Genomic DNA, 17346 nt, shown 5'->3' on the forward strand with positions numbered 1-17346 from the left:
AAGTAGGACATTACCAGGCTTCAAATTGTAGAAAGCCCGAATCTAACGATTCGGGCTTTTTTACGTCTGCAGAAAAGCAAAATACGCACAATTAATACACACTCACATCAACATCCATCGCGTAGGTCAGGTGAGCGTAGCGACTCCCGACGCTAGAATCACCATAAGTGCGCACTTATAACGCTTAAACTTCAATTCTAACCTCTCGATATAGCTTCATATTTTCACTAAATTATACTCAGATCTCAGCGCTTCTCGTTTCTTCTCATTTTGTTGCAATTTCATTCTTGGTTTAATAAGTGACCTGTGTAAAACTAGCTAAGTTAATTTAGTAAATCAGGTGACATGAATGTCGAATATTAAAGCTTGGAAACTTATGAGCCTGTTTTGTTTGTTCGCAGTGCTTATGGGTTGTCAATCTAAAGAAGAGCAGCTGCAACAAACAATTCAAGAGTCTATTAAAAAGGTAGATACGGAGCTGTCTCAGCTTGGTATTGCACTCGATAATGGAAGCGTACGCAATGCTGTATTACTTAAAGAATATGGCGAGCTTCTTAAAAAACAACAACCAGAACTTACAAAGGTTGTTGATGTAATTACCCTTGATGCAACGCGCCAAGGCGCACTTTATAGTGGTTTAACACAGCGACTTAAAGATGTGAAAGGTACTTATTTAATTCCCCCTTATGAAGATACGCTACATAGTATTGATTTGTTGCGTGAAGCAGCCAAACCAACGCTATTCTCTGATGCGTTAACCGATCCTATCAATATGCTAGCTGATATGTCTAAAGGTGCTTTAGCACGTGTAGGTGCAATTAGTAAGCAAGCTGAAGGTGAGGGTGTTGGTAACCAAATGGTTGGTAATCCTAACTATGGTAATTGGCAATCAAATAGTAATGGTATTAGCTTTTGGCAATGGTACGGAATGTACCGTATTTTAGGCGATGTATTTGATCGTGTTGAATACGGTAGCTGGAGCAAACGCCGAAAGTATAGCTATTACAATGACTATGGCCGTTCACGTTATTCAAGCCCTAAACAAATTAAAACCCAAAGCGCTTTAGAAACACGTACGCGCCAAACATACCAACGCCAAGGTAAACAGTTTACAAGCCCGTATGCGAGTAAGAAAACAGGTGCATCAGGTTTAAGCCGCAGCAGTTATACGCCACCAAAAAGCCGCAGTAGTTATTCTCGTTCGAGCAGTTATAGCAATAGCTCTGGATCGGTGCGTGATAGTGGTAGCAGAACCTCTCGTGGCGTGAGCCGTGGTAAGTAAAAGAATAAAGTTGGAGTTAGAATAATATGTATGAATTTAATGGAATAACTATGTGGTCGCTGCAAGCGCTGGCGATTGATTTTGCAATTATTGTTTTATTATTTGTAAGCCTTAAATATATAAAAGGCTGGGTTTCAAACTTACATGCAAATGATGAAATAACAGAGCGTGATAACTTTGCCTTTGGTATTAGCTTTGCCGCTGGCTTGGTGGCGCTGGCGATTGTATTAACGGGTGTAAGTAGCGGAGCTTTTGCTGCAACACTGCAACAAGAAGCACTGCAAATGTTAGCTTATGGCGCATTAGCAATTGTACTTATTAAGTTGGGTCACTTTTTTCAAGATAAAGTAGCACTTCGTAAGGTAAGTCTGCACGACGAAATCGTTAAAGGTAACGTTACAGCTTCAATAATTGATTTTGGCCATGTTGTCAGTGTTGCTATCGTTATTCGCTCAGCTCTATTATGGGTGGCTACTGATGGCTGGCATGGTCTTCCAATTGTAATTGCCGCCTTTATTATAGGTAGCGTTGTATTACTACTTGTTAGCCAGTACCGAGTGCAGTTATTTAAGCGTACAAATAAAAGTGGCGACTGCCTACAACAAGCAATTGTTGATGGTAACTTAGCTGTGGGTATTCGTTACGCTGGATTTTTAGTCGGTAGTGCATTAGCTATTACAGCCGCAACGGGTGTTGCACCTTACGCTGCTGATAATATTAATGCGAGTTTACTATACTGGGCTATTAGCGCTGTTGTGAGCCTTGTTGCATTTATTATTTTGCACTTAGTGACAATTAAAATAATTTTATCTGGTTGCGATATTTCCGATGAAGTTAATCGTCAAAAAAATGTAGGTGTAGCTACTATTTCTGCAGCAGTATCATTTGCTGTAGGTATCACTATGGCAACATTACTAGGCGCATAATCAGTGTCATCAACCACAACTGGCCCAAGTAAGTCTCGCTTACTTGGGCACGATATATTACTTATTACTGTTATGGCCGTGCTTGCTGGGTGCGGCCTTATTTATGAATACTTACTGTCTCATTATGCTGGCCGTGTACTTGGCTCAGTAGAGAGCGCTATTTACGCCATGATCGGTACTATGATTGTAGCAATGGGCTTAGGCGCTTTTTTAGCACGTTGGTTTAAAGATGCATTTACCGCTTTTGCTTGGCTAGAAAGCATTATTGCTTTAATTGGCATGGGCTGCATTTTAGCGATAGCGGGTGTAATAGCAGTTAGTTATTCTCTTCCTCATTTATTTTCGAGCATTTTTAATTTACCCCCTGATGTTGTACTTAATGGTTACGTATTTCAAAAGCTACAAGAGTGGTCACGTTTTCTACCTTATGTTTTTGGTTTAATACTGGGCTTATTTATTGGTATGGAAATACCGCTTATAGCGCGTATTCGTCAGCACGTTTATGGGCGTTTTTTAGAAAACAACGCAGGGACTATCTATGGTGCCGATTATATTGGTGCTGGTATCGGTGCAGCCATTTGGGTAAGTATCATGCTCTCAATGCCTATAATGCAAGCTGCAGCGTGGACGGCGTTATTTAATATTATCGCAGGGCTCGCATTTTTATGGCGCTATCATACCCATGTGCGCTTTGCTAAGGCACTTTTAGTTTGCCATATAGTGCTGTTGGCATTATTTGGCTTTATTTTAGTATTTGGTAGTAGTTGGATGAACAATCTAAGTAATGTTTTATACAAAGATAAAGTAATTTACTCACAAGCCACTAAATACCAACACGTAGTATTAACTGAGCGCTTAAGCAAAAACCAACCTCAGCCAATTACCGATTTATATTTAAATGGGCGTTTACAGTTCTCAAGTATTGATGAGCAAATATATCATTCAATGCTGGTTTACCCTGCAATGCTTGCCTCTAACAGACACGACCGTGTATTAATAATTGGTGGTGGTGACGGGCTTGCACTTAGAGATGTTTTAAAATGGCCTGTGAGTGAAGTAACGCTAATAGATTTAGACGCGCAACTACTCAATTTATTTGGTCATAAAGACGGTGACTTTACGCCGCCAGAGCACATCAATAAGCGATTACTACAGTTAAACAATAAATCGATGCATGACTCGCGAGCCAATATAATTGTGGGTGATGCATTTTTAGAAGTAGAAAGGCTACTTGACCAATCTAAGCAGTTCGACACTATCTTAATTGATTTACCTGACCCTAACCATCCTGATCTAAATAAAATGTACAGTGACTACTTTTATAATCATGTACGCCAGTTATTAGCACCCGATGGCGCAATGGCGGTTCAATCAACCTCACCTTATCACGCTAAAAAAGCGTTTTTAAGTATAGGCAAAACGGTTAAAGCTGCAGGGTTTGGGTATGTTGAGCAATATCAGCAAAACATACCTTCGTTTGGGCAGTGGGGCTGGACTATAGCCACTAAAATGGGGCAGTCGGCCAGTGGTCGAATTAATGATGCGACGGCTATGCCTGTGCCATCAAGGTGGATTAGTAAAGAATATTTATTGGCAAGTTTTGTATTTCCTAACCACTACTTTGAGAAAATTAAAAGTATTGAGGTCAATAGGTTAGGGTCTGGTCAGTTGTATGATTACTACCGAACTGCATGGGAAATAGAAAGCGAATTATATAAAAACTAATAAAACATGGTTGACATAATATGTCGACCATGAGAATCTTAACTCAGACATAATATGTCAAACGACAAAAGGCAGAGACATGGAATTAAATGAACTTTCAATAAAATTAGCTTCTTTTGAAACTGAAGGCGCTAACTTTGAGTCTTTCTTGATTGCCAACCCTGGCGAGCAAGATGTTTTACAAGTCATTGTTGATGGAAATGATGAACTTCCAATTTTTGTTACACAAACACAAGAGCAGCTTTTATGTATTAGCTACTTGTTTGACGAAGATGAAGTTAAGAGTGAATTACGCAACGAGTTAAACGAAACATTACTACGTTTAAACGTGCCAATTCCACTGAGTGCATTTGCTAAAATCGATAACAAATACGCGATTTTTGGTGCACTGTCGGTAAACTCATCATTAGATGACGTTACCCACGAACTAGTGACATTAGCCGATAACGCTATCGATGCACTAGAAGCCGTGACCTTGTATTTAAACGATTAATAGCTAGTTAGTGGAGTTAAGATTATGAGTATTTTAAAAAAATTATTTACAGCAGTACGTGGCGGCGCTCGTGAAGCAGGCGAAGCAATTGTAGACAAAAATGGCATCCGTATTTTTGAGCAAGAAATTGCAGATGCGCAAAATGCACTTCACCGTGCTAAAAAAAGCCTTACTGAAGTAATGGCTAAAGAAATGCAAACTAAGCGTAAAATTAGCGCTGTAGATGCATCAATCGCTGAACATGAAGCGTATGCAGGCCAAGCGCTTGAAAAGGGCAACGAAGCATTAGCATTAGAAATTGCAGAAAAAATTGGTGACTTTGAAGCTGAAAAAGCTGAAAACGAGCAAGTATTATCTGGTTTTAGCAATCACATTGTTGCGCTTAAGCAGCAAGTTAAAGATGCTGAAAAATCGATCAAAGAGAATCAGCGTCAGCTTACAATGGTTAAAACCACTGAAAGCGTACAGCAAGCAACAATGGCTGTTAACAGCACACTTAATACAAACAGCTCGTCTATGACATCGGCTCGTCAATCGCTTGAACGCATTAAACAGCGCCAACAAGATCGAAGTGACCAGCTTGGTGCTGCAAAGCAACTTGAGTCAGACGTAAATGGCGATGACTTAAAAGCAAAAATGGCTGAAGCAGGCATTGGCGACACAAGTCCAAAAAGCGCTGATATTTTAGCTCGTATTAAAGCGAAGCAAAATAGCTAACCATTACGTTTATACTTTAAAAAGGTAACCGAGTTTTTCTCAGTTACCTTTTTTGCTTAGAAGGCAGCCTTCCTATGTTTAATTTTTTCAAATCTAAAAAAGAGCCAGAACGTCAGCTTAATCATCCGAGCGAACTTAAAAAAGGCGACATGTTTAGCGTTATTGACTCATTTGCCTATCCTGCATGGTTAAAAGGTGAAACGTTACGTGTTACTGATATTCAGACTTACCAATATCAGCACAGTAGCGATACTGAATTTGTACTTGAGACAAATAGTGGGCAAGTTGTATTTTTACAAATTGAGCAAGATGACGGCGAAGAGTGGGCTAACTTTTCTATTAAAATTCAGCGAAACGAAGTTGAAGAAATATTTAGCCTTGATGAGTTTGCGCGTATTTTTGATGAGGAGTCGTTAACCCACATTACAGTGCAAAATACACCAGAGCGCTTTATGCAGTTTTTAGCTAAAAGCTATCAACAAAGCGAGTCGCCTTATGTGTGTTATTTCCATAATAAAGACTACCGCAACCAAACTTTGCCTCGTTATGAGCAAGAAGGTGGTGAGCCATGTGAAATGATTTGCTTAGCGTCAGATAACGAAGGTTTTGGTTTAAATATCGAAATTTGGGATGGTGGCGAAACCGAAGTATCGCTAACGCTCATGCGTCCAATGTCAGACATTGTAGACTTGTTTCCCGGAGATGCTAAGTGAGTGATGCTAAAGATAAGTGGTTACGTCAGGAACAAGCTGTACGTGCCACGCAAATGGCATTTGATCTGAGCAGCGAAGTTCAAAAGCTGATAAAAAAACAAGCGATCGATCAAGAGTTAACTCCATCAGATATGATCCGAAAAATACTTGGCTTAGACGTGAAGTCTAAAAAAACGCGTCAACGTTTATCGTTTAATTTAAATGATGATGAAATAGCGCAACTAGCCAGTCGCTTTGATGTACAAAGTGATGACAAGCGAGCCGTAAAGCAACAAGTAGCTGATTTATTAATAGCTCACACTAAAAATAAAAAGTGAAATAATTTAATTAGGTTTTTATGAATATTATTTTAATTGCTTACTTAATTATTTTTGCGTTGTTTGGTACTGCGGCGAGTTATTTTGTTCGCTTTATTTATGCATATTGGGTGCTTAAAACAATGCCCATGAAATACATTATTAAAGCGGGTATTTGCGTGGTATTGGTGGTAGTAATTTCAGCGTTAATTCCATATTTAAGTTAACGCTGAAGTTAAGGTGGCCGTTTTTATTTTATATCAAACGACTGGCACTGCTGATTAATACACAGCGATTGCACTTCAAGTACAGGAGAGCAATCGGTTAAGCCTTGCGCTTTATTTTGTATCTCTTCTTGTTTTGTTATTTGTTGAGCAAGCTGTTCCGCTTCTTCTTGAGAGGTGTTTAGCGTTGAATAAACAGCATATTTACTCGGTCCGCCACAAGCACGTGCGCCGACTTCAAGGACTTTGCACTGAAAGCTAGCGGTGCAGCTATTATTACTCACCATGTTATTCAGATCATAGTTCAAGTCAGACAAGTTTTTACTTTGCTCATTTGACGTCACAGTGCTAGCACAACCACTTAGTAATAAAATGCTGCTAACAATGCTTATAATTGACAGTTTAACTGTTGATGGTAAACAACTCATAACGTTATCCTTAAAATGCACTTACCGCTGAGCCTTCAAGTTTAACACATTTATTTTCAACACACTGCGTGCTTGGCGTTGTTAAATGCTGACAAATGCTCATCATTCCTTTTTGTGAATTATAACTACTTTCAAGCTTAGTAATTTTGTCGCTAAGGGCTGCTACTTGCTCCTCAGATGCTGCGTTTGTTGAGTACACAACAAAGCTGCTTGGCCCACCACATGCGCGACTACCTACTGCATTTACTCTACATTGAGTGCTTGTATCACACTGTTTATCTGCAATTAGTGTATTTAATTCGGTTTTAGCTGCTTTTATATCGTCTATTGAAACGTTTTTCAAATCAGCTTTTGGTACTTTTTCAGCAATCACACTATTTTTTTTATTTTCTTGTAATTGAGTGTTTTCTTCTAGCTTTTGTAGCTCTTGCTTTGGTGCTTCAGCTTCTGAGGTGATTGTTACTTGCTGTGTTTTAGCGGGTTCTTTATCCAAACATGCAGTTAAACACAGTGGTAAAAGTATGGCTAACAATGGGGTACGCATAAAAAACCTTGATAGTGATGAAATATTCATCACTATCATACACTGTGCATTTTTTACGGCAATAAAAACTATATTATCAAGTAATTAAAGACGTGAAAAATATTGTTCTGTTAAAGTCCGCCCTGCGTTAGTTTGGTAGGGTTGAGTAATTTTTCGAGTTCTTCACGCGGTAAATCGGTTTCTTGTTCGGCTACATCAATAATAGGGCGGGCTTCTTTATAAGCCTGCTTTGCTATTTTTGCTGCTTTTTCATAACCGATCACCGGATTAAGCGCCGTTACCAAAATTGGATTTTTAGCGAGCGCTTTATCTATATTAGGCTGATTTACCTTAAAGCTGGCAATGGCTTTATCGCCCAATGCCTGCGCGCTATTGGCAAGTAATTCTATGCTTTGTAAAATATTATACGCAATGACTGGCAGCATAACGTTTAGCTCAAAATTACCCGCCTGGCCGGCTACCGTAATAGTGGCGTCGTTACCTATTACTTGTGCACTTACCATTGCGGCTGCTTCAGGTATAACAGGATTTACTTTGCCAGGCATAATAGATGAACCTGGTTGAAGCGCTTCAAGCTCTATTTCACCTAAACCTGCAAGTGGGCCTGAGTTCATCCAGCGTAAGTCGTTCGCTATTTTCATTTGTGCGACAGCGAGTACTTTTAATTGCCCTGAAAGCGCGACGATGGCGTCTTGTGAGCCTATGTTATAAAAAAAGTTACTACTAGGCGTAAATCTAATGCCTACATTGGCACTCAGGTTTTCTGTAAATTTTGCTGCAAATTTAGGGTCTGCATTTATTCCTGTTCCAACGGCTGTACCGCCTTGTGCAAGCTCGCATACACGCTCTAAGCTATGTCTAATTCCTGCAGCGGCATGGTTAACTTGTGACTGCCATGCACTTAGAGTTTGATCAAACGTTACAGGCATTGCATCCATTAAATGCGTACGGCCCGTTTTAACTATATGGCCTACTTCAGCTTTTTTCTTTTCCAGGCTTTGCGATAAGTTTTCAAGCGAAGGAAGTAATTCATACACTACGTTTATTGCACTACTGAGTGCGATAGCAGTAGGAACTACATCGTTAGAACTTTGCCCCATGTTTACATCATCATTAGGGTGAATGCTTTCACTGCCTATCCGGCTAGCAAGCGTTGCAATAACTTCATTGGCATTCATATTTGAGCTTGTGCCCGAACCGGTTTGAAAAATATCAACGGGGAAATGCTCAATGTGCTCGCCATCAATAATACTTTGGCAAGCTTGCTCAATAGCATTGGCTTTAGCTTTGCTTAAATGCCCAAGCTCACAGTTACTTTGTGCTGCGGCTTGTTTTATATAAGCCAGTGCAGTTATAAATTGCTTCGGCATAGGTAAGCCACTAATGGCAAAATTATTAACCGCTCGCTGTGTTTGCGCTTGATAGAGTGCATCAGTAGGTACTTTTAGCTCGCCCATGCTGTCTGATTCTGTTCTAAAGTTGCTCATAAGTGTGCTCCTTAAAAAGGGTTGAATTCGTGACTAAGAATACGAGCTTCACGCTCAAGTATTAAAAATTGTGCAGTATTGTTATGCACCTTATAAAACCGTTTTAGTGCTAATAAAGGTTTGTATAACTGCTCTAAACATTGTTTACGAATAGCATTATGTATAAGAGGGTCGCACATTTTGTTCATAATTTCATGGTGTGTGCGCCTAAGATAAAACTCTTGAAGCAAGGGATTACGTTGTTGCTCAAATTTTTTGGCAACGTTAAGGGCGGTTTCTATGTAATCGGCAACGAGCATGGGTGCATGTAGGCCAGGTCTTAAGCAATGGCAAGAGAGTTCTTGATGGTAACGATGCTGGGCATAATTTGAAGACATAAAAAAACCGACTTAAGTTAACGATAATAGTTATCATTACATTTAATCGGTTTCAGTGTAAACAGTTATTATAAAAATTATTTGCGATACTAATTTGAGTTTTAATTGTAGCCAAGAATAAATATCTGATCTGTTTCATGTTTGGTCATCGCCTGTTGATTGTGTTTAGGGTGCGAAAGTAAATCGATTACTGTAGCTCTCATATCAATGGCGTAACTATGATCGTCGGTGGTTTTTTCGGTTATAGCAATAGCTGCGTCTACAGCTGTATAAGGGGGTATATGCATAATTTTATCCTTTGAAATTTAATATAAGTTAAACCCTTTAGTGGGTTAGTTATATAAAAGCATATTATGTACCAATCATAATAAATAAATTTAACCTCATGATATTTATAAATTTAAAAAATTATCATTTTTTGAACACGACAAAATAAGTCAAATTTGCTTTACTGTTGTGCATTAACCGACAATTTTGGTGCACAGTAATGACAAAGCCATTTTCACAAGCCTGTGAAAACAATAAAACCCCTATTTTAAAGCAATTAAAAACTGTATTAAAAAACACTAAAACAGTACTCGAAGTTGGCTCAGGAACCGGCCAACATAGTGTGTTTTTTGCAGAGCAATTGCCTCATTTGCAGTGGCATACAAGTGATCGCGCTATAAACCACGAAGGGATTAACTTATGGCACCGCGAAGCTAATTTAACTAATTTACATGCACCGCTTGAGCTTGATTTAAATAATGAGTGGCCAGTAGATAAGGTTGACGCTATTTATACGGCAAATACATTTCATATTGTTAGTTGGCAATTAGTTGAACGTTTTTTTGACGGTGTTAAACGTCATTTAAATAACGAAGGTATGTTATGTATTTATGGGCCATTCAAATACCAAGGTGAATTTACCAGCCCAAGTAATGATGACTTTAGTGCCTTTTTAACAGAGCGCGATCCGTTAAGTGGAATAAGAAATTTTGAAGCAGTTGAACAACTAGCTAAGCAAGCAGGGCTTTCGCTTATTAGCGATACAGCCATGCCTGCAAATAATCAGTTACTCGTTTTTAAACGGCAGTAATGATCTACATTGCTCTTTATATATATCAATATGGCCGCGTTCACGCTTTAAGTAGTCGCTTATTGCATGACTAAAGTCGCCATCAACAATATGGTGAGCAGAGTAGGTAAGTACGGGTTCAAATCCGCGCGCTATTTTGTGCTCACCTTGTGCGCCTGAATGAAAACAGCTGAGTTTATGTTTTATTGCAAACTCAATACCTTGGTAATAGCACAACTCAAAGTGAAGCGAGTCTACTTCTTCACTTGCTCCCCAGTAGCGCCCATAAAGCGTATTTTCACCAATTAAACTAAGGGTTGCAGCAATCACGCTGTCGTCTTTTTTGGCCAGCATAATAACAAGGTTATTGGCCATTAATGCATGTAAAAGCGTAAAAAACTCCATATTTAAATAGCCTAAATGACCAGAGCGTTTTAAATACGTACGCTGATAAAACTCACAAAACAATTGCATTATCTCGGGCGTAATTTGTGTGCCTTGCAGCCATTCAATATCAATATTTTGTTGTGCTATTTTAGCTCGTTCTTTTTTAAGTGACCTGCGTTTACGCGAGCTAAGCATTTGCAAAAAGTCGTCAAAGGATTCATAACCTTTATTAAACCACTGAAACTGCACACCCACTCTTAACATAGCGTGTTGCTCAGTTAATGATGTGGCTTGAGCTTGGTCGCAAAAATTAACATGCCATCCCGACCATCCTTGCTGAGCACTGTGTATGCTCAGTTGCTCTGTAATGTATTGATACACCGCATTTGGATTCATGTGCTCGATAGCAATACGCTTACCCTCAATAGGGCTAAAGGGAATGCCAGATAGCCATTTTGGATAATACGCTAAACCATGTTTTTCGTATGCCTCAGCCCATGCCCAGTCAAATACGTACTCGCCGTATGAATGACTTTTTAAATACCCGGGTGCAAGTGCAACGAGTGTATCACCTTCAAAAATAGCGAGGTGATGGGGTTGCCAACCGCTTTTTTGTGTTACGCATTGGCTTTGTTCAAGGGCATATAAAAAAGCATGTTGAGTAAATGGTTCATCACCAAATAAACGTTGCCACTGCGGCTGATCAATCTCATTAATACCGCTAAACCATTGGTGCGAAAACGTTCCCATGACTACTTACCTTGTAGTTGTTTTAAGCTGTTCTACGTTTTTAATAAACGTACTAATTTGCATTTTAAGCTCGGTAAAATGAGGATTATAAGTTAAGCGCTGTAAAGCCGGATAGTGTTTTAAGTTAGCGCTTGTACGCTCTCCTAATTGTGGGTTTTTAGTTGTTTTATATGTTTTATATAGGGACTCGTCATTAATAAAGCTGCCACAATTACGATAGGTTGCGTTAATTCCATAATGTGGATTTTGCGGTGAGTTAACAACCGCAATATGCGATATACCATGAACCGTTTTACATTGAGGCGTTGTGCATTGCGGGTTATTTACTGTGTAGTCACTAGCAAAGTCTGGCGGTAAAATATCAGTGCTTCCATAAAGTACTAAAGTATCGAGCGGCTTATATTTTACTGAATTATCTTTGTGTAATGCACTTAATAACTTTAGAGTGGCCCGTGTATCTATCGTGGTATCAATATCGCTAAGCACACTAAAAATAGGTAATTTAAGTGGAGGGCGTTTGCTTAAACTACTTACGCTTGCAAGTGACATTGCATCGTATGATGCTGCCGCTGCATTTAAAGGAAATGATTCATACTTAGCAAAGTCTACATCGGCATCTTTATCAATCCAATTAACAAACGGTATAGCGTCAATCCACTTTGCTATCCAGCCGTATTTATTGTGAGGTTCGGAGCCGGGCGAATAAAGCATAAGCGCTTTAATTTTTGGCGAAACAGTGTGTTTGGTTGCGTAATCAATAAGTAACGCTGCACCGGTAGAGTAACCTGCGAGTATCACCTCATCAAAGTCTTGCACCGAGCGCTCAATACCGTATTTTATTGCTTGTTGCCATTGGCTAACGTCTACATTGAGTAAAGCACTTACGGCGCTTCCATGTCCTGGTAATAAAATAGTACGCACAGTATAGCCTTGCTGATAATACACTTGTGCTAAATCGTGATACGTAAAGGGGGAGTCAGTTAGTCCGTGGATTAGTAGTGCAACTTTATTACTGTTTGAATGCGTTAGCTCAAAAGGAGCAATAATATCTGCAATAGTAGGGTCAGGTTTTCGCGTACCTTGTGTTACTAATTGCTGATACGTTTGTGTAATAACAGGGCATGGCATATTTGAACGTGGATTGGCTTTATTTATATGTTTATATGCAAAATCTAAGTAATCGTTAAATGGTAAAAGGGCGTGGTAATTAAAGCGCTGGTGGTTGTGCTCATTTTCAAAGCGTAATAAGCCTTGTTGCTTACTTTTTGTTATAAATTTAAAGTCGCTCGCCTGCGATATACAGTTTTGAGCGACGGTAATATGCGAAAAAATACTTAAAACAAAACCAAAAGCTACTCTTAAAACTATTCTTAAAATTAAATCACTATTATTCATTAACTACTGCATATTGGGCAAGACACTCAGTTAGCTTAATGAGTTCAAGCGGTTTTGCAAGATGTTGGTTAAATCCAACTGCTTGTGCATGTGCTTTATCCTCTGGCATAACGTCGGCAGTTAAAGCAATAATCGGGAGTTCTTGTTCAGTTTTAAATTGCCTGATCAATGCAGTTGCTCTATAGCCATCCATTATAGGCATTTGGCAATCCATAAGAACTAAATCAAAATGCTGCTTTTTAACTATATCAACGGCCAGTTCGCCATTTTCTACTATATACGGCACAATCCCCAGCGAGCCAAGCATCGCTTTAATAACCATTTGATTCACTGGGTTGTCTTCTGCGACCAAAATGTCTAGCGAAGTAATATTAGTATTATCAAATGTAATAACATGTTCTTTTTTAGGCTCTGTTGTTTCTAATTGCATTGAAAATGTAAACGTAGAGCCTTTATCTATTTCACTTTCAAGTGCTATTTCTCCCCCCATTAATTGGCTTAGCTCTTTTGCTATTGTTAAGCCCAGCCCTGTACCACCAAATTGCCTAGAGGTAGAGCTATCAGCTTGGGTAAATGCATTAAATAATTTTTTATGTTGGCTTGGCTTTATACCTATTCCGGTATCCCTAATGGTTATAACAAGCTGTACTTTATTGGCGGCAGTAAACTCTGTTTCTATGTTTAAAGTAACGCTGCCTTGGCTTGTAAATTTAATCGCGTTACTACATAAATTAAGTAATATCTGCTCAATTCGCATCGGATCACCAATAAACCAGGTATCTAAAGGTAGCTTTGAGTTAACTTGCCATTTAATACCTTTGTTAACAGCGCTTTGTTCAAACATATTGTTTATGCGTGTTATTAAGGCACCTAGGTCGAATGCAATAGATTCAATAACTAACTTTTGGGATTCTATTTTTGATATATCAAGAATGTCATTAATTAAGTTTAATAAACTTTTAGATGATGAGTTTATTTTATCTAAATAGCCAATGAGTGTAGTTGCAGTGTCTGTTTCGCGAGCAAGTGAAGAAAAACCAATAACGGCATTGAGCGGTGTTCGTATTTCGTGACTCATATTAGCTAAAAATTGGCTTTTAGCTTGATTAGCTAAATCGGACTGCTGTTTTGCTTGTGCGAGTGAGTGTGTACGCTCTGCAACTTGACGTGTAAGCGCTATTTGTTGCTGATTAAACAGTAGTAAAACCATTAAAATTAAAGAACATACGGCAACTTGAAGTATGAGTAATAATAAAGTTAGCTGACTATTATGTTGTGTTAAAAAGCTTTCTTTAAGGGATAGTTTTACAATCCATTTTTGCCCTGCAAAGTCCACGTCAAACGACATTAAACGGCTGCCTTTGGCTTGCTGAACATCTTGAGAGTAATTACTATAAAACGGCGGTGTGTTTGTATCTTCATATATACCAATCGAAAACATATCAGACTGCTGTTTAGTAATAGCTTGTTCAATAATACTTCGTACTAAAAATACACCTGTGGCATAGCCTTTAATTGTTTCTTTATCGTTACTTTGAGAATACACAGGAGCAAATAATAAATAAGCTGGCTTAGGCTGTTTGGTCTGTACTAGTTGAATTATCTTAGTACCTACGGGCATATATTTTATAGCGGGGTTAAGCAGGGAATTTTTTCGATCAGGGTTTGAAAATACATTAAAGCCAATAGCTTTTTGATTACCATTAAAAGGAGCTATGTATTTTACTATAACAAGGGGATCGCTAATTTCAAGAGGCTCACCTACTACATCAACATCTAAATGGTAAATGTTTGATATCTCTTGAGCAAAGACGTCTCGTTGATCTTGAGGTATTTTTGCATTCCACGATAAAGCGTGAATAAACGCATGCTGGGTTAGTAATTGGCTAGCATAAGAATAAAAATCTTGTTGGCTTAATGTTGAAGATGATTGAACCTGACTTGCTAGGCTCTGCACTGCAATAATATTGCGATTTGTATATCTATAAAGGCTATTTTCTATAACGTGTACTTCACGTTCGGCGATTTTAATTGTGCTTATACGGTTTTCTTGATCGTATAGCTGTGTTGTGACCGCAACCGACACAAATAAAATAGAACATACTGCAATTGTTGGAAACGCCGATATATTATGTTGGTTAGACTTTTGTGGTAATAAAGAAAGTAAAAACGGAGTTGCAATTATTACTCCTAATGTATCGCCAAGCCACCAGTAAATAACATTCTTCCAATGATTATCAATACTGTAAACTGAGTTAAATTGACTAAGAGCGAACACGCCAAAGTTAGCCGAAATTAAACTGACTAATATGGCTATGACGAGAATAAAGTAAATTATGTTTTTACGCTTTTTAAAGCGTAGTGGGTGGCCAAGCCAAAATTTTAGTAAAGCAGCGCCCACCATTGCCTGTATAACCACACCAAAGGCGATATACATAGCCTCGTTAAATGAGTTACCGACAAGGACTAGCTCATGAGCTGAACTATCAAAAATATTTAAATTAAATGCAATTGCAGCTACAAATAAAGGCGGGATAAAGCGCCACCACCAAATATAACAACCGACCAAAGCTATACCAGCAGGTAACCAAATTGGAATTATTTGCGAATTAAAAGCAAGTTTAGTGAGTGCTATACCCACTAAAAAATATGCTAAAGCAAACATGATGTAAAAAATAATAGAATGATTTTTAGAGTTAAAATTTTTCACATAAGGTCCAAGCAATTATTATTGTCGTTTTGAAATATCAGTATAGCTAACAGTAAGTTATTTGGGTTATTTTTATAATGGTAACTGTTTTTTGCTAAATGATTGTTTAAGCACAACTGTTGATTCTATATTTGCGATACAACTTAAGCCACCTAGTTGATGTTTTACAAATGTTTCGTAGCTCTCAAGATCATGTGCAATTATTTTTAATAAATAATCATAGCTCCCTGATATTACACAACACTCTAATACATGTGGTAATTTTTCTACATGTTGCTCAAATTGCTCTGCAGCACTTACCGAGTTTTGGCTTAATCGCACAAACGCATATACCAACACATTAAGGTTAAGTGCTTTAGGGTTTATGGCGGCGTGGTAGCCGGTAATAATGTTTTCTTGCTCTAACTTTTTTATACGTCTTAGGCAAGGTGTATCCGATAGGTTAATACTACTGGCCAAGTCTGAAACCGACATACGAGCTTGGCTTTGCAGTGCAACGAGTAATTGCTGATCTTTTTTATCTAACATAGTTGTCGGCTTTTATTAATTATTTTTATATTTGTAGTGATTATTGCTAAGTATTGCAGTTTTTACTAATTTTTTTGGCGTTTTACCCTCATTGAACTCTGTTAGCATTTAACTATAAAAATAATAGAGCACAACAATGAACACACATACCGCTATTTTCGATCACTGGATACGAACAGAGTTTGTCACTTTAAATAGTGAATTAGAGCAGCTTTATTGGCAGCAAACCGATAAAGCAAATGTAGAAGGGGTAGGCGAGGCCTTAAAGCAACAATTAGAAAAAAAAGGCAACGCATTAATTAGCAATTTATTAGCCGAGGGCAACACAGATCAAGGTTTTGATAGCGCTTTTGACTTACTCGGTAACGTAGGATTGTTTATGGCAGCGTGTAGGCGCCATGAAATTACTGAGCCAAGCAGAGAAACAACCTCTCCACTAATAGAAGCCTCAGCGCTTGCTATGCATATTGGTGCATCCATTGGCGTAACCCCTCGTTTTGCTACCGCCCATTTAACTACTCATAACAAAGCACTTAACGGTATTTATAAACGATTTACTAATTTACCCGATGAAAAGCTATTTATTGATTACAACACCCAAGGTATTTTGGCCTATAAACGAGCAAGTGATGCTTTATTAAAAATACTGCCGTTAGGCATTTCACACCCCTTGTGTGGTGAGTTATTAAAAGTAGCTAAACAAGCGCTTATAGATGTTATTGAATCAAATAATGCACTTTATTCTGAGCTCGATACAGATCGCTTTTTTAACTGCGTTCGCCCTTATTATAAACCGTATCGTGTAGGTAAAGAGGTTTACAGAGGTGCAAATGCTGGTGACTTTGCAGGTATTAACGTGATTGATATGTTACTAGGCCTTTGTAGCGCAAACGAGCCTAGTTACTCGCAAATGCTGGTGGATAAGTTTTTATATATGATGCCAGAGGATCAGCAAATACTACGAGAGGCCATGCGTATGCAAAGCTTTATGGATGACTTTTTACAAGCAGAGCAATATAAAAATACAGGTTGGTTTAAAAACCACGCAAATTTATTTATCCAAGTGTGTAAATTACATGGTGACACCGCGGTCGGTCATCATAATCAACTGGTTGAAAAGTTTATTGCTCAGCCTTCAAAAAATATGCAACAGCAGTATATGAGTAAGGTAACAGCAAGTGGTCCGCCGCTTCATGTATTGCTTGATTCGCTCGAAAAACTAAGAGATAGGCGAGCCAGCGCAAAACGCGACGATATAAAAACACGTTTTGACGATCTAAATACACTTAAAAAATGGATTAAATAGC

19 protein-coding genes are annotated in these 17346 nt (G+C 38.4%); 10 read left to right on the forward strand and 9 right to left on the reverse strand.

All coding sequences use genetic code 11. The features are described 5' to 3' along the window. Positions 1-349 precede the first annotated feature (349 nt). From WNY98_RS16010 to WNY98_RS16045, 8 genes are all read left to right on the forward strand, one after another. Complete coding sequence (locus WNY98_RS16010) at positions 350-1282, forward strand: CHAD domain-containing protein (protein WP_342878383.1); 933 nt, start codon at positions 350-352, stop codon at positions 1280-1282. Positions 1283-1308: 26 nt separating this feature from the next. Then, entirely contained in the window at positions 1309-2208 is a 900-nt protein-coding gene (locus WNY98_RS16015) for a DUF350 domain-containing protein (protein ID WP_024589503.1), read from the forward strand. A 3-nt stretch (positions 2209-2211) separates the two neighbouring features. Then, positions 2212-3933 carry a polyamine aminopropyltransferase gene (locus WNY98_RS16020; RefSeq protein ID WP_342878384.1) on the forward strand — a complete coding sequence of 574 codons (1722 nt, stop codon included), beginning with the start codon at positions 2212-2214 and terminating at the stop codon, positions 3931-3933. Positions 3934-4012: 79 nt separating this feature from the next. Next, positions 4013-4426 carry a DUF2170 family protein gene (locus WNY98_RS16025; protein ID WP_004335098.1) on the forward strand — a complete coding sequence of 138 codons (414 nt, stop codon included), beginning with the start codon at positions 4013-4015 and terminating at the stop codon, positions 4424-4426. Between the two features lie 24 nt (positions 4427-4450). Then, positions 4451-5143, forward strand: coding sequence for a PspA/IM30 family protein (locus WNY98_RS16030; RefSeq protein ID WP_004335088.1), 693 nt, complete (start codon positions 4451-4453; stop codon positions 5141-5143). 74 nt (positions 5144-5217) lie between these two features. Beyond that, positions 5218-5856: a hypothetical protein gene (locus WNY98_RS16035; RefSeq protein WP_197186293.1), complete on the forward strand. Its 639-nt coding sequence runs from the start codon at positions 5218-5220 to the stop codon at positions 5854-5856. Then, on the forward strand, positions 5853-6173 hold the full coding sequence (locus WNY98_RS16040; RefSeq protein WP_024599671.1) for a hypothetical protein: 321 nt from the start codon (positions 5853-5855) through the stop codon (positions 6171-6173). The genes WNY98_RS16035 and WNY98_RS16040 overlap by 4 nt, the downstream gene beginning before the upstream one ends. A 20-nt stretch (positions 6174-6193) precedes the next feature. After that, the gene (locus WNY98_RS16045) at positions 6194-6379 is read left to right on the forward strand and encodes a hypothetical protein (protein WP_007579770.1); all 186 of its coding nucleotides are present in this window, start codon (positions 6194-6196) and stop codon (positions 6377-6379) included. A gap of 23 nt (positions 6380-6402) precedes the next feature. On the opposite strand, the gene WNY98_RS16050 is transcribed toward WNY98_RS16045, so the two are convergent. The 5 genes from WNY98_RS16050 to WNY98_RS16070 form a co-directional block, all read right to left on the reverse strand. After that, entirely contained in the window at positions 6403-6804 is a 402-nt protein-coding gene (locus WNY98_RS16050; RefSeq protein WP_342878385.1) for a hypothetical protein, read from the reverse strand. 10 nt (positions 6805-6814) lie between these two features. Continuing rightward, positions 6815-7348 carry a hypothetical protein gene (locus WNY98_RS16055; protein ID WP_342878386.1) on the reverse strand — a complete coding sequence of 178 codons (534 nt, stop codon included), beginning with the start codon at positions 7346-7348 and terminating at the stop codon, positions 6815-6817. 110 nt (positions 7349-7458) lie between these two features. Continuing rightward, on the reverse strand, positions 7459-8835 hold the full coding sequence (locus WNY98_RS16060; RefSeq protein WP_076925893.1) for a class II fumarate hydratase: 1377 nt from the start codon (positions 8833-8835) through the stop codon (positions 7459-7461). Positions 8836-8846: 11 nt separating this feature from the next. After that, positions 8847-9212, reverse strand: coding sequence for a hypothetical protein (locus WNY98_RS16065; protein ID WP_231609258.1), 366 nt, complete (start codon positions 9210-9212; stop codon positions 8847-8849). Between the two features lie 101 nt (positions 9213-9313). Continuing rightward, positions 9314-9499: a hypothetical protein gene (locus tag WNY98_RS16070; RefSeq protein WP_342878387.1), complete on the reverse strand. Its 186-nt coding sequence runs from the start codon at positions 9497-9499 to the stop codon at positions 9314-9316. A 200-nt stretch (positions 9500-9699) separates the two neighbouring features. Between WNY98_RS16070 and WNY98_RS16075 the strand changes: the two genes are divergently transcribed. Then, the gene (locus WNY98_RS16075) at positions 9700-10290 is read left to right on the forward strand and encodes a DUF938 domain-containing protein (protein ID WP_342878388.1); all 591 of its coding nucleotides are present in this window, start codon (positions 9700-9702) and stop codon (positions 10288-10290) included. On the opposite strand, the gene WNY98_RS16080 is transcribed toward WNY98_RS16075, so the two are convergent. The 4 genes from WNY98_RS16080 to WNY98_RS16095 all read right to left on the reverse strand — a co-directional run bounded on the left by WNY98_RS16080 (position 10267) and on the right by WNY98_RS16095 (position 16039). Then, the gene (locus WNY98_RS16080; protein WP_342878389.1) at positions 10267-11406 is read right to left on the reverse strand and encodes a GNAT family N-acetyltransferase; all 1140 of its coding nucleotides are present in this window, start codon (positions 11404-11406) and stop codon (positions 10267-10269) included. The genes WNY98_RS16075 and WNY98_RS16080 overlap by 24 nt on opposite strands. 6 nt (positions 11407-11412) lie before the next feature. Further along, on the reverse strand, positions 11413-12801 hold the full coding sequence (locus WNY98_RS16085; RefSeq protein WP_342878390.1) for an alpha/beta fold hydrolase: 1389 nt from the start codon (positions 12799-12801) through the stop codon (positions 11413-11415). After that, complete coding sequence (locus WNY98_RS16090; protein ID WP_342878391.1) at positions 12794-15511, reverse strand: ATP-binding protein; 2718 nt, start codon at positions 15509-15511, stop codon at positions 12794-12796. Before WNY98_RS16090 ends, WNY98_RS16085 begins: the two co-directional genes overlap by 8 nt. 72 nt (positions 15512-15583) lie before the next feature. Next, positions 15584-16039: an Lrp/AsnC family transcriptional regulator gene (locus tag WNY98_RS16095; protein ID WP_076925888.1), complete on the reverse strand. Its 456-nt coding sequence runs from the start codon at positions 16037-16039 to the stop codon at positions 15584-15586. Positions 16040-16175: 136 nt separating this feature from the next. Here WNY98_RS16095 and WNY98_RS16100 point away from each other — a divergent pair, with 136 nt between their 5' ends. Next, positions 16176-17345: a monodechloroaminopyrrolnitrin synthase PrnB family protein gene (locus tag WNY98_RS16100; protein WP_342878392.1), complete on the forward strand. Its 1170-nt coding sequence runs from the start codon at positions 16176-16178 to the stop codon at positions 17343-17345. Position 17346: the final 1 nt, after the last annotated feature.

The sequence above is a fragment of the Pseudoalteromonas sp. AS71 genome (assembly GCF_038900275.1).
In the GTDB taxonomy this organism is placed as follows: Bacteria; Pseudomonadota; Gammaproteobacteria; order Enterobacterales; family Alteromonadaceae; genus Pseudoalteromonas.

What these genes read in the sequence shown, in the direction of transcription:
- WNY98_RS16010 (WP_342878383.1), top strand. Translation starts at nt 350, where the DNA reads ATGTCGAATATTAAAGCTTGGAAACTTATGAGCCTGTTTTGTTTGTTC.
- WNY98_RS16015 (WP_024589503.1), top strand. Translation starts at nt 1,309, where the DNA reads ATGTATGAATTTAATGGAATAACTATGTGGTCGCTGCAAGCGCTGGCG.
- WNY98_RS16025 (WP_004335098.1), top strand. Translation starts at nt 4,013, where the DNA reads ATGGAATTAAATGAACTTTCAATAAAATTAGCTTCTTTTGAAACTGAA.
- WNY98_RS16030 (WP_004335088.1), top strand. Translation starts at nt 4,451, where the DNA reads ATGAGTATTTTAAAAAAATTATTTACAGCAGTACGTGGCGGCGCTCGT.
- WNY98_RS16035 (WP_197186293.1), top strand. Translation starts at nt 5,218, where the DNA reads ATGTTTAATTTTTTCAAATCTAAAAAAGAGCCAGAACGTCAGCTTAAT.
- WNY98_RS16045 (WP_007579770.1), top strand. Translation starts at nt 6,194, where the DNA reads ATGAATATTATTTTAATTGCTTACTTAATTATTTTTGCGTTGTTTGGT.
- WNY98_RS16050 (WP_342878385.1), bottom strand. Translation starts at nt 6,804, where the DNA reads ATGAGTTGTTTACCATCAACAGTTAAACTGTCAATTATAAGCATTGTT.
- WNY98_RS16055 (WP_342878386.1), bottom strand. Translation starts at nt 7,348, where the DNA reads ATGCGTACCCCATTGTTAGCCATACTTTTACCACTGTGTTTAACTGCA.
- WNY98_RS16060 (WP_076925893.1), bottom strand. Translation starts at nt 8,835, where the DNA reads ATGAGCAACTTTAGAACAGAATCAGACAGCATGGGCGAGCTAAAAGTA.
- WNY98_RS16065 (WP_231609258.1), bottom strand. Translation starts at nt 9,212, where the DNA reads ATGTCTTCAAATTATGCCCAGCATCGTTACCATCAAGAACTCTCTTGC.
- WNY98_RS16070 (WP_342878387.1), bottom strand. Translation starts at nt 9,499, where the DNA reads ATGCATATACCCCCTTATACAGCTGTAGACGCAGCTATTGCTATAACC.
- WNY98_RS16075 (WP_342878388.1), top strand. Translation starts at nt 9,700, where the DNA reads ATGACAAAGCCATTTTCACAAGCCTGTGAAAACAATAAAACCCCTATT.
- WNY98_RS16080 (WP_342878389.1), bottom strand. Translation starts at nt 11,406, where the DNA reads ATGGGAACGTTTTCGCACCAATGGTTTAGCGGTATTAATGAGATTGAT.
- WNY98_RS16085 (WP_342878390.1), bottom strand. Translation starts at nt 12,801, where the DNA reads ATGAATAATAGTGATTTAATTTTAAGAATAGTTTTAAGAGTAGCTTTT.
- WNY98_RS16095 (WP_076925888.1), bottom strand. Translation starts at nt 16,039, where the DNA reads ATGTTAGATAAAAAAGATCAGCAATTACTCGTTGCACTGCAAAGCCAA.
- WNY98_RS16100 (WP_342878392.1), top strand. Translation starts at nt 16,176, where the DNA reads ATGAACACACATACCGCTATTTTCGATCACTGGATACGAACAGAGTTT.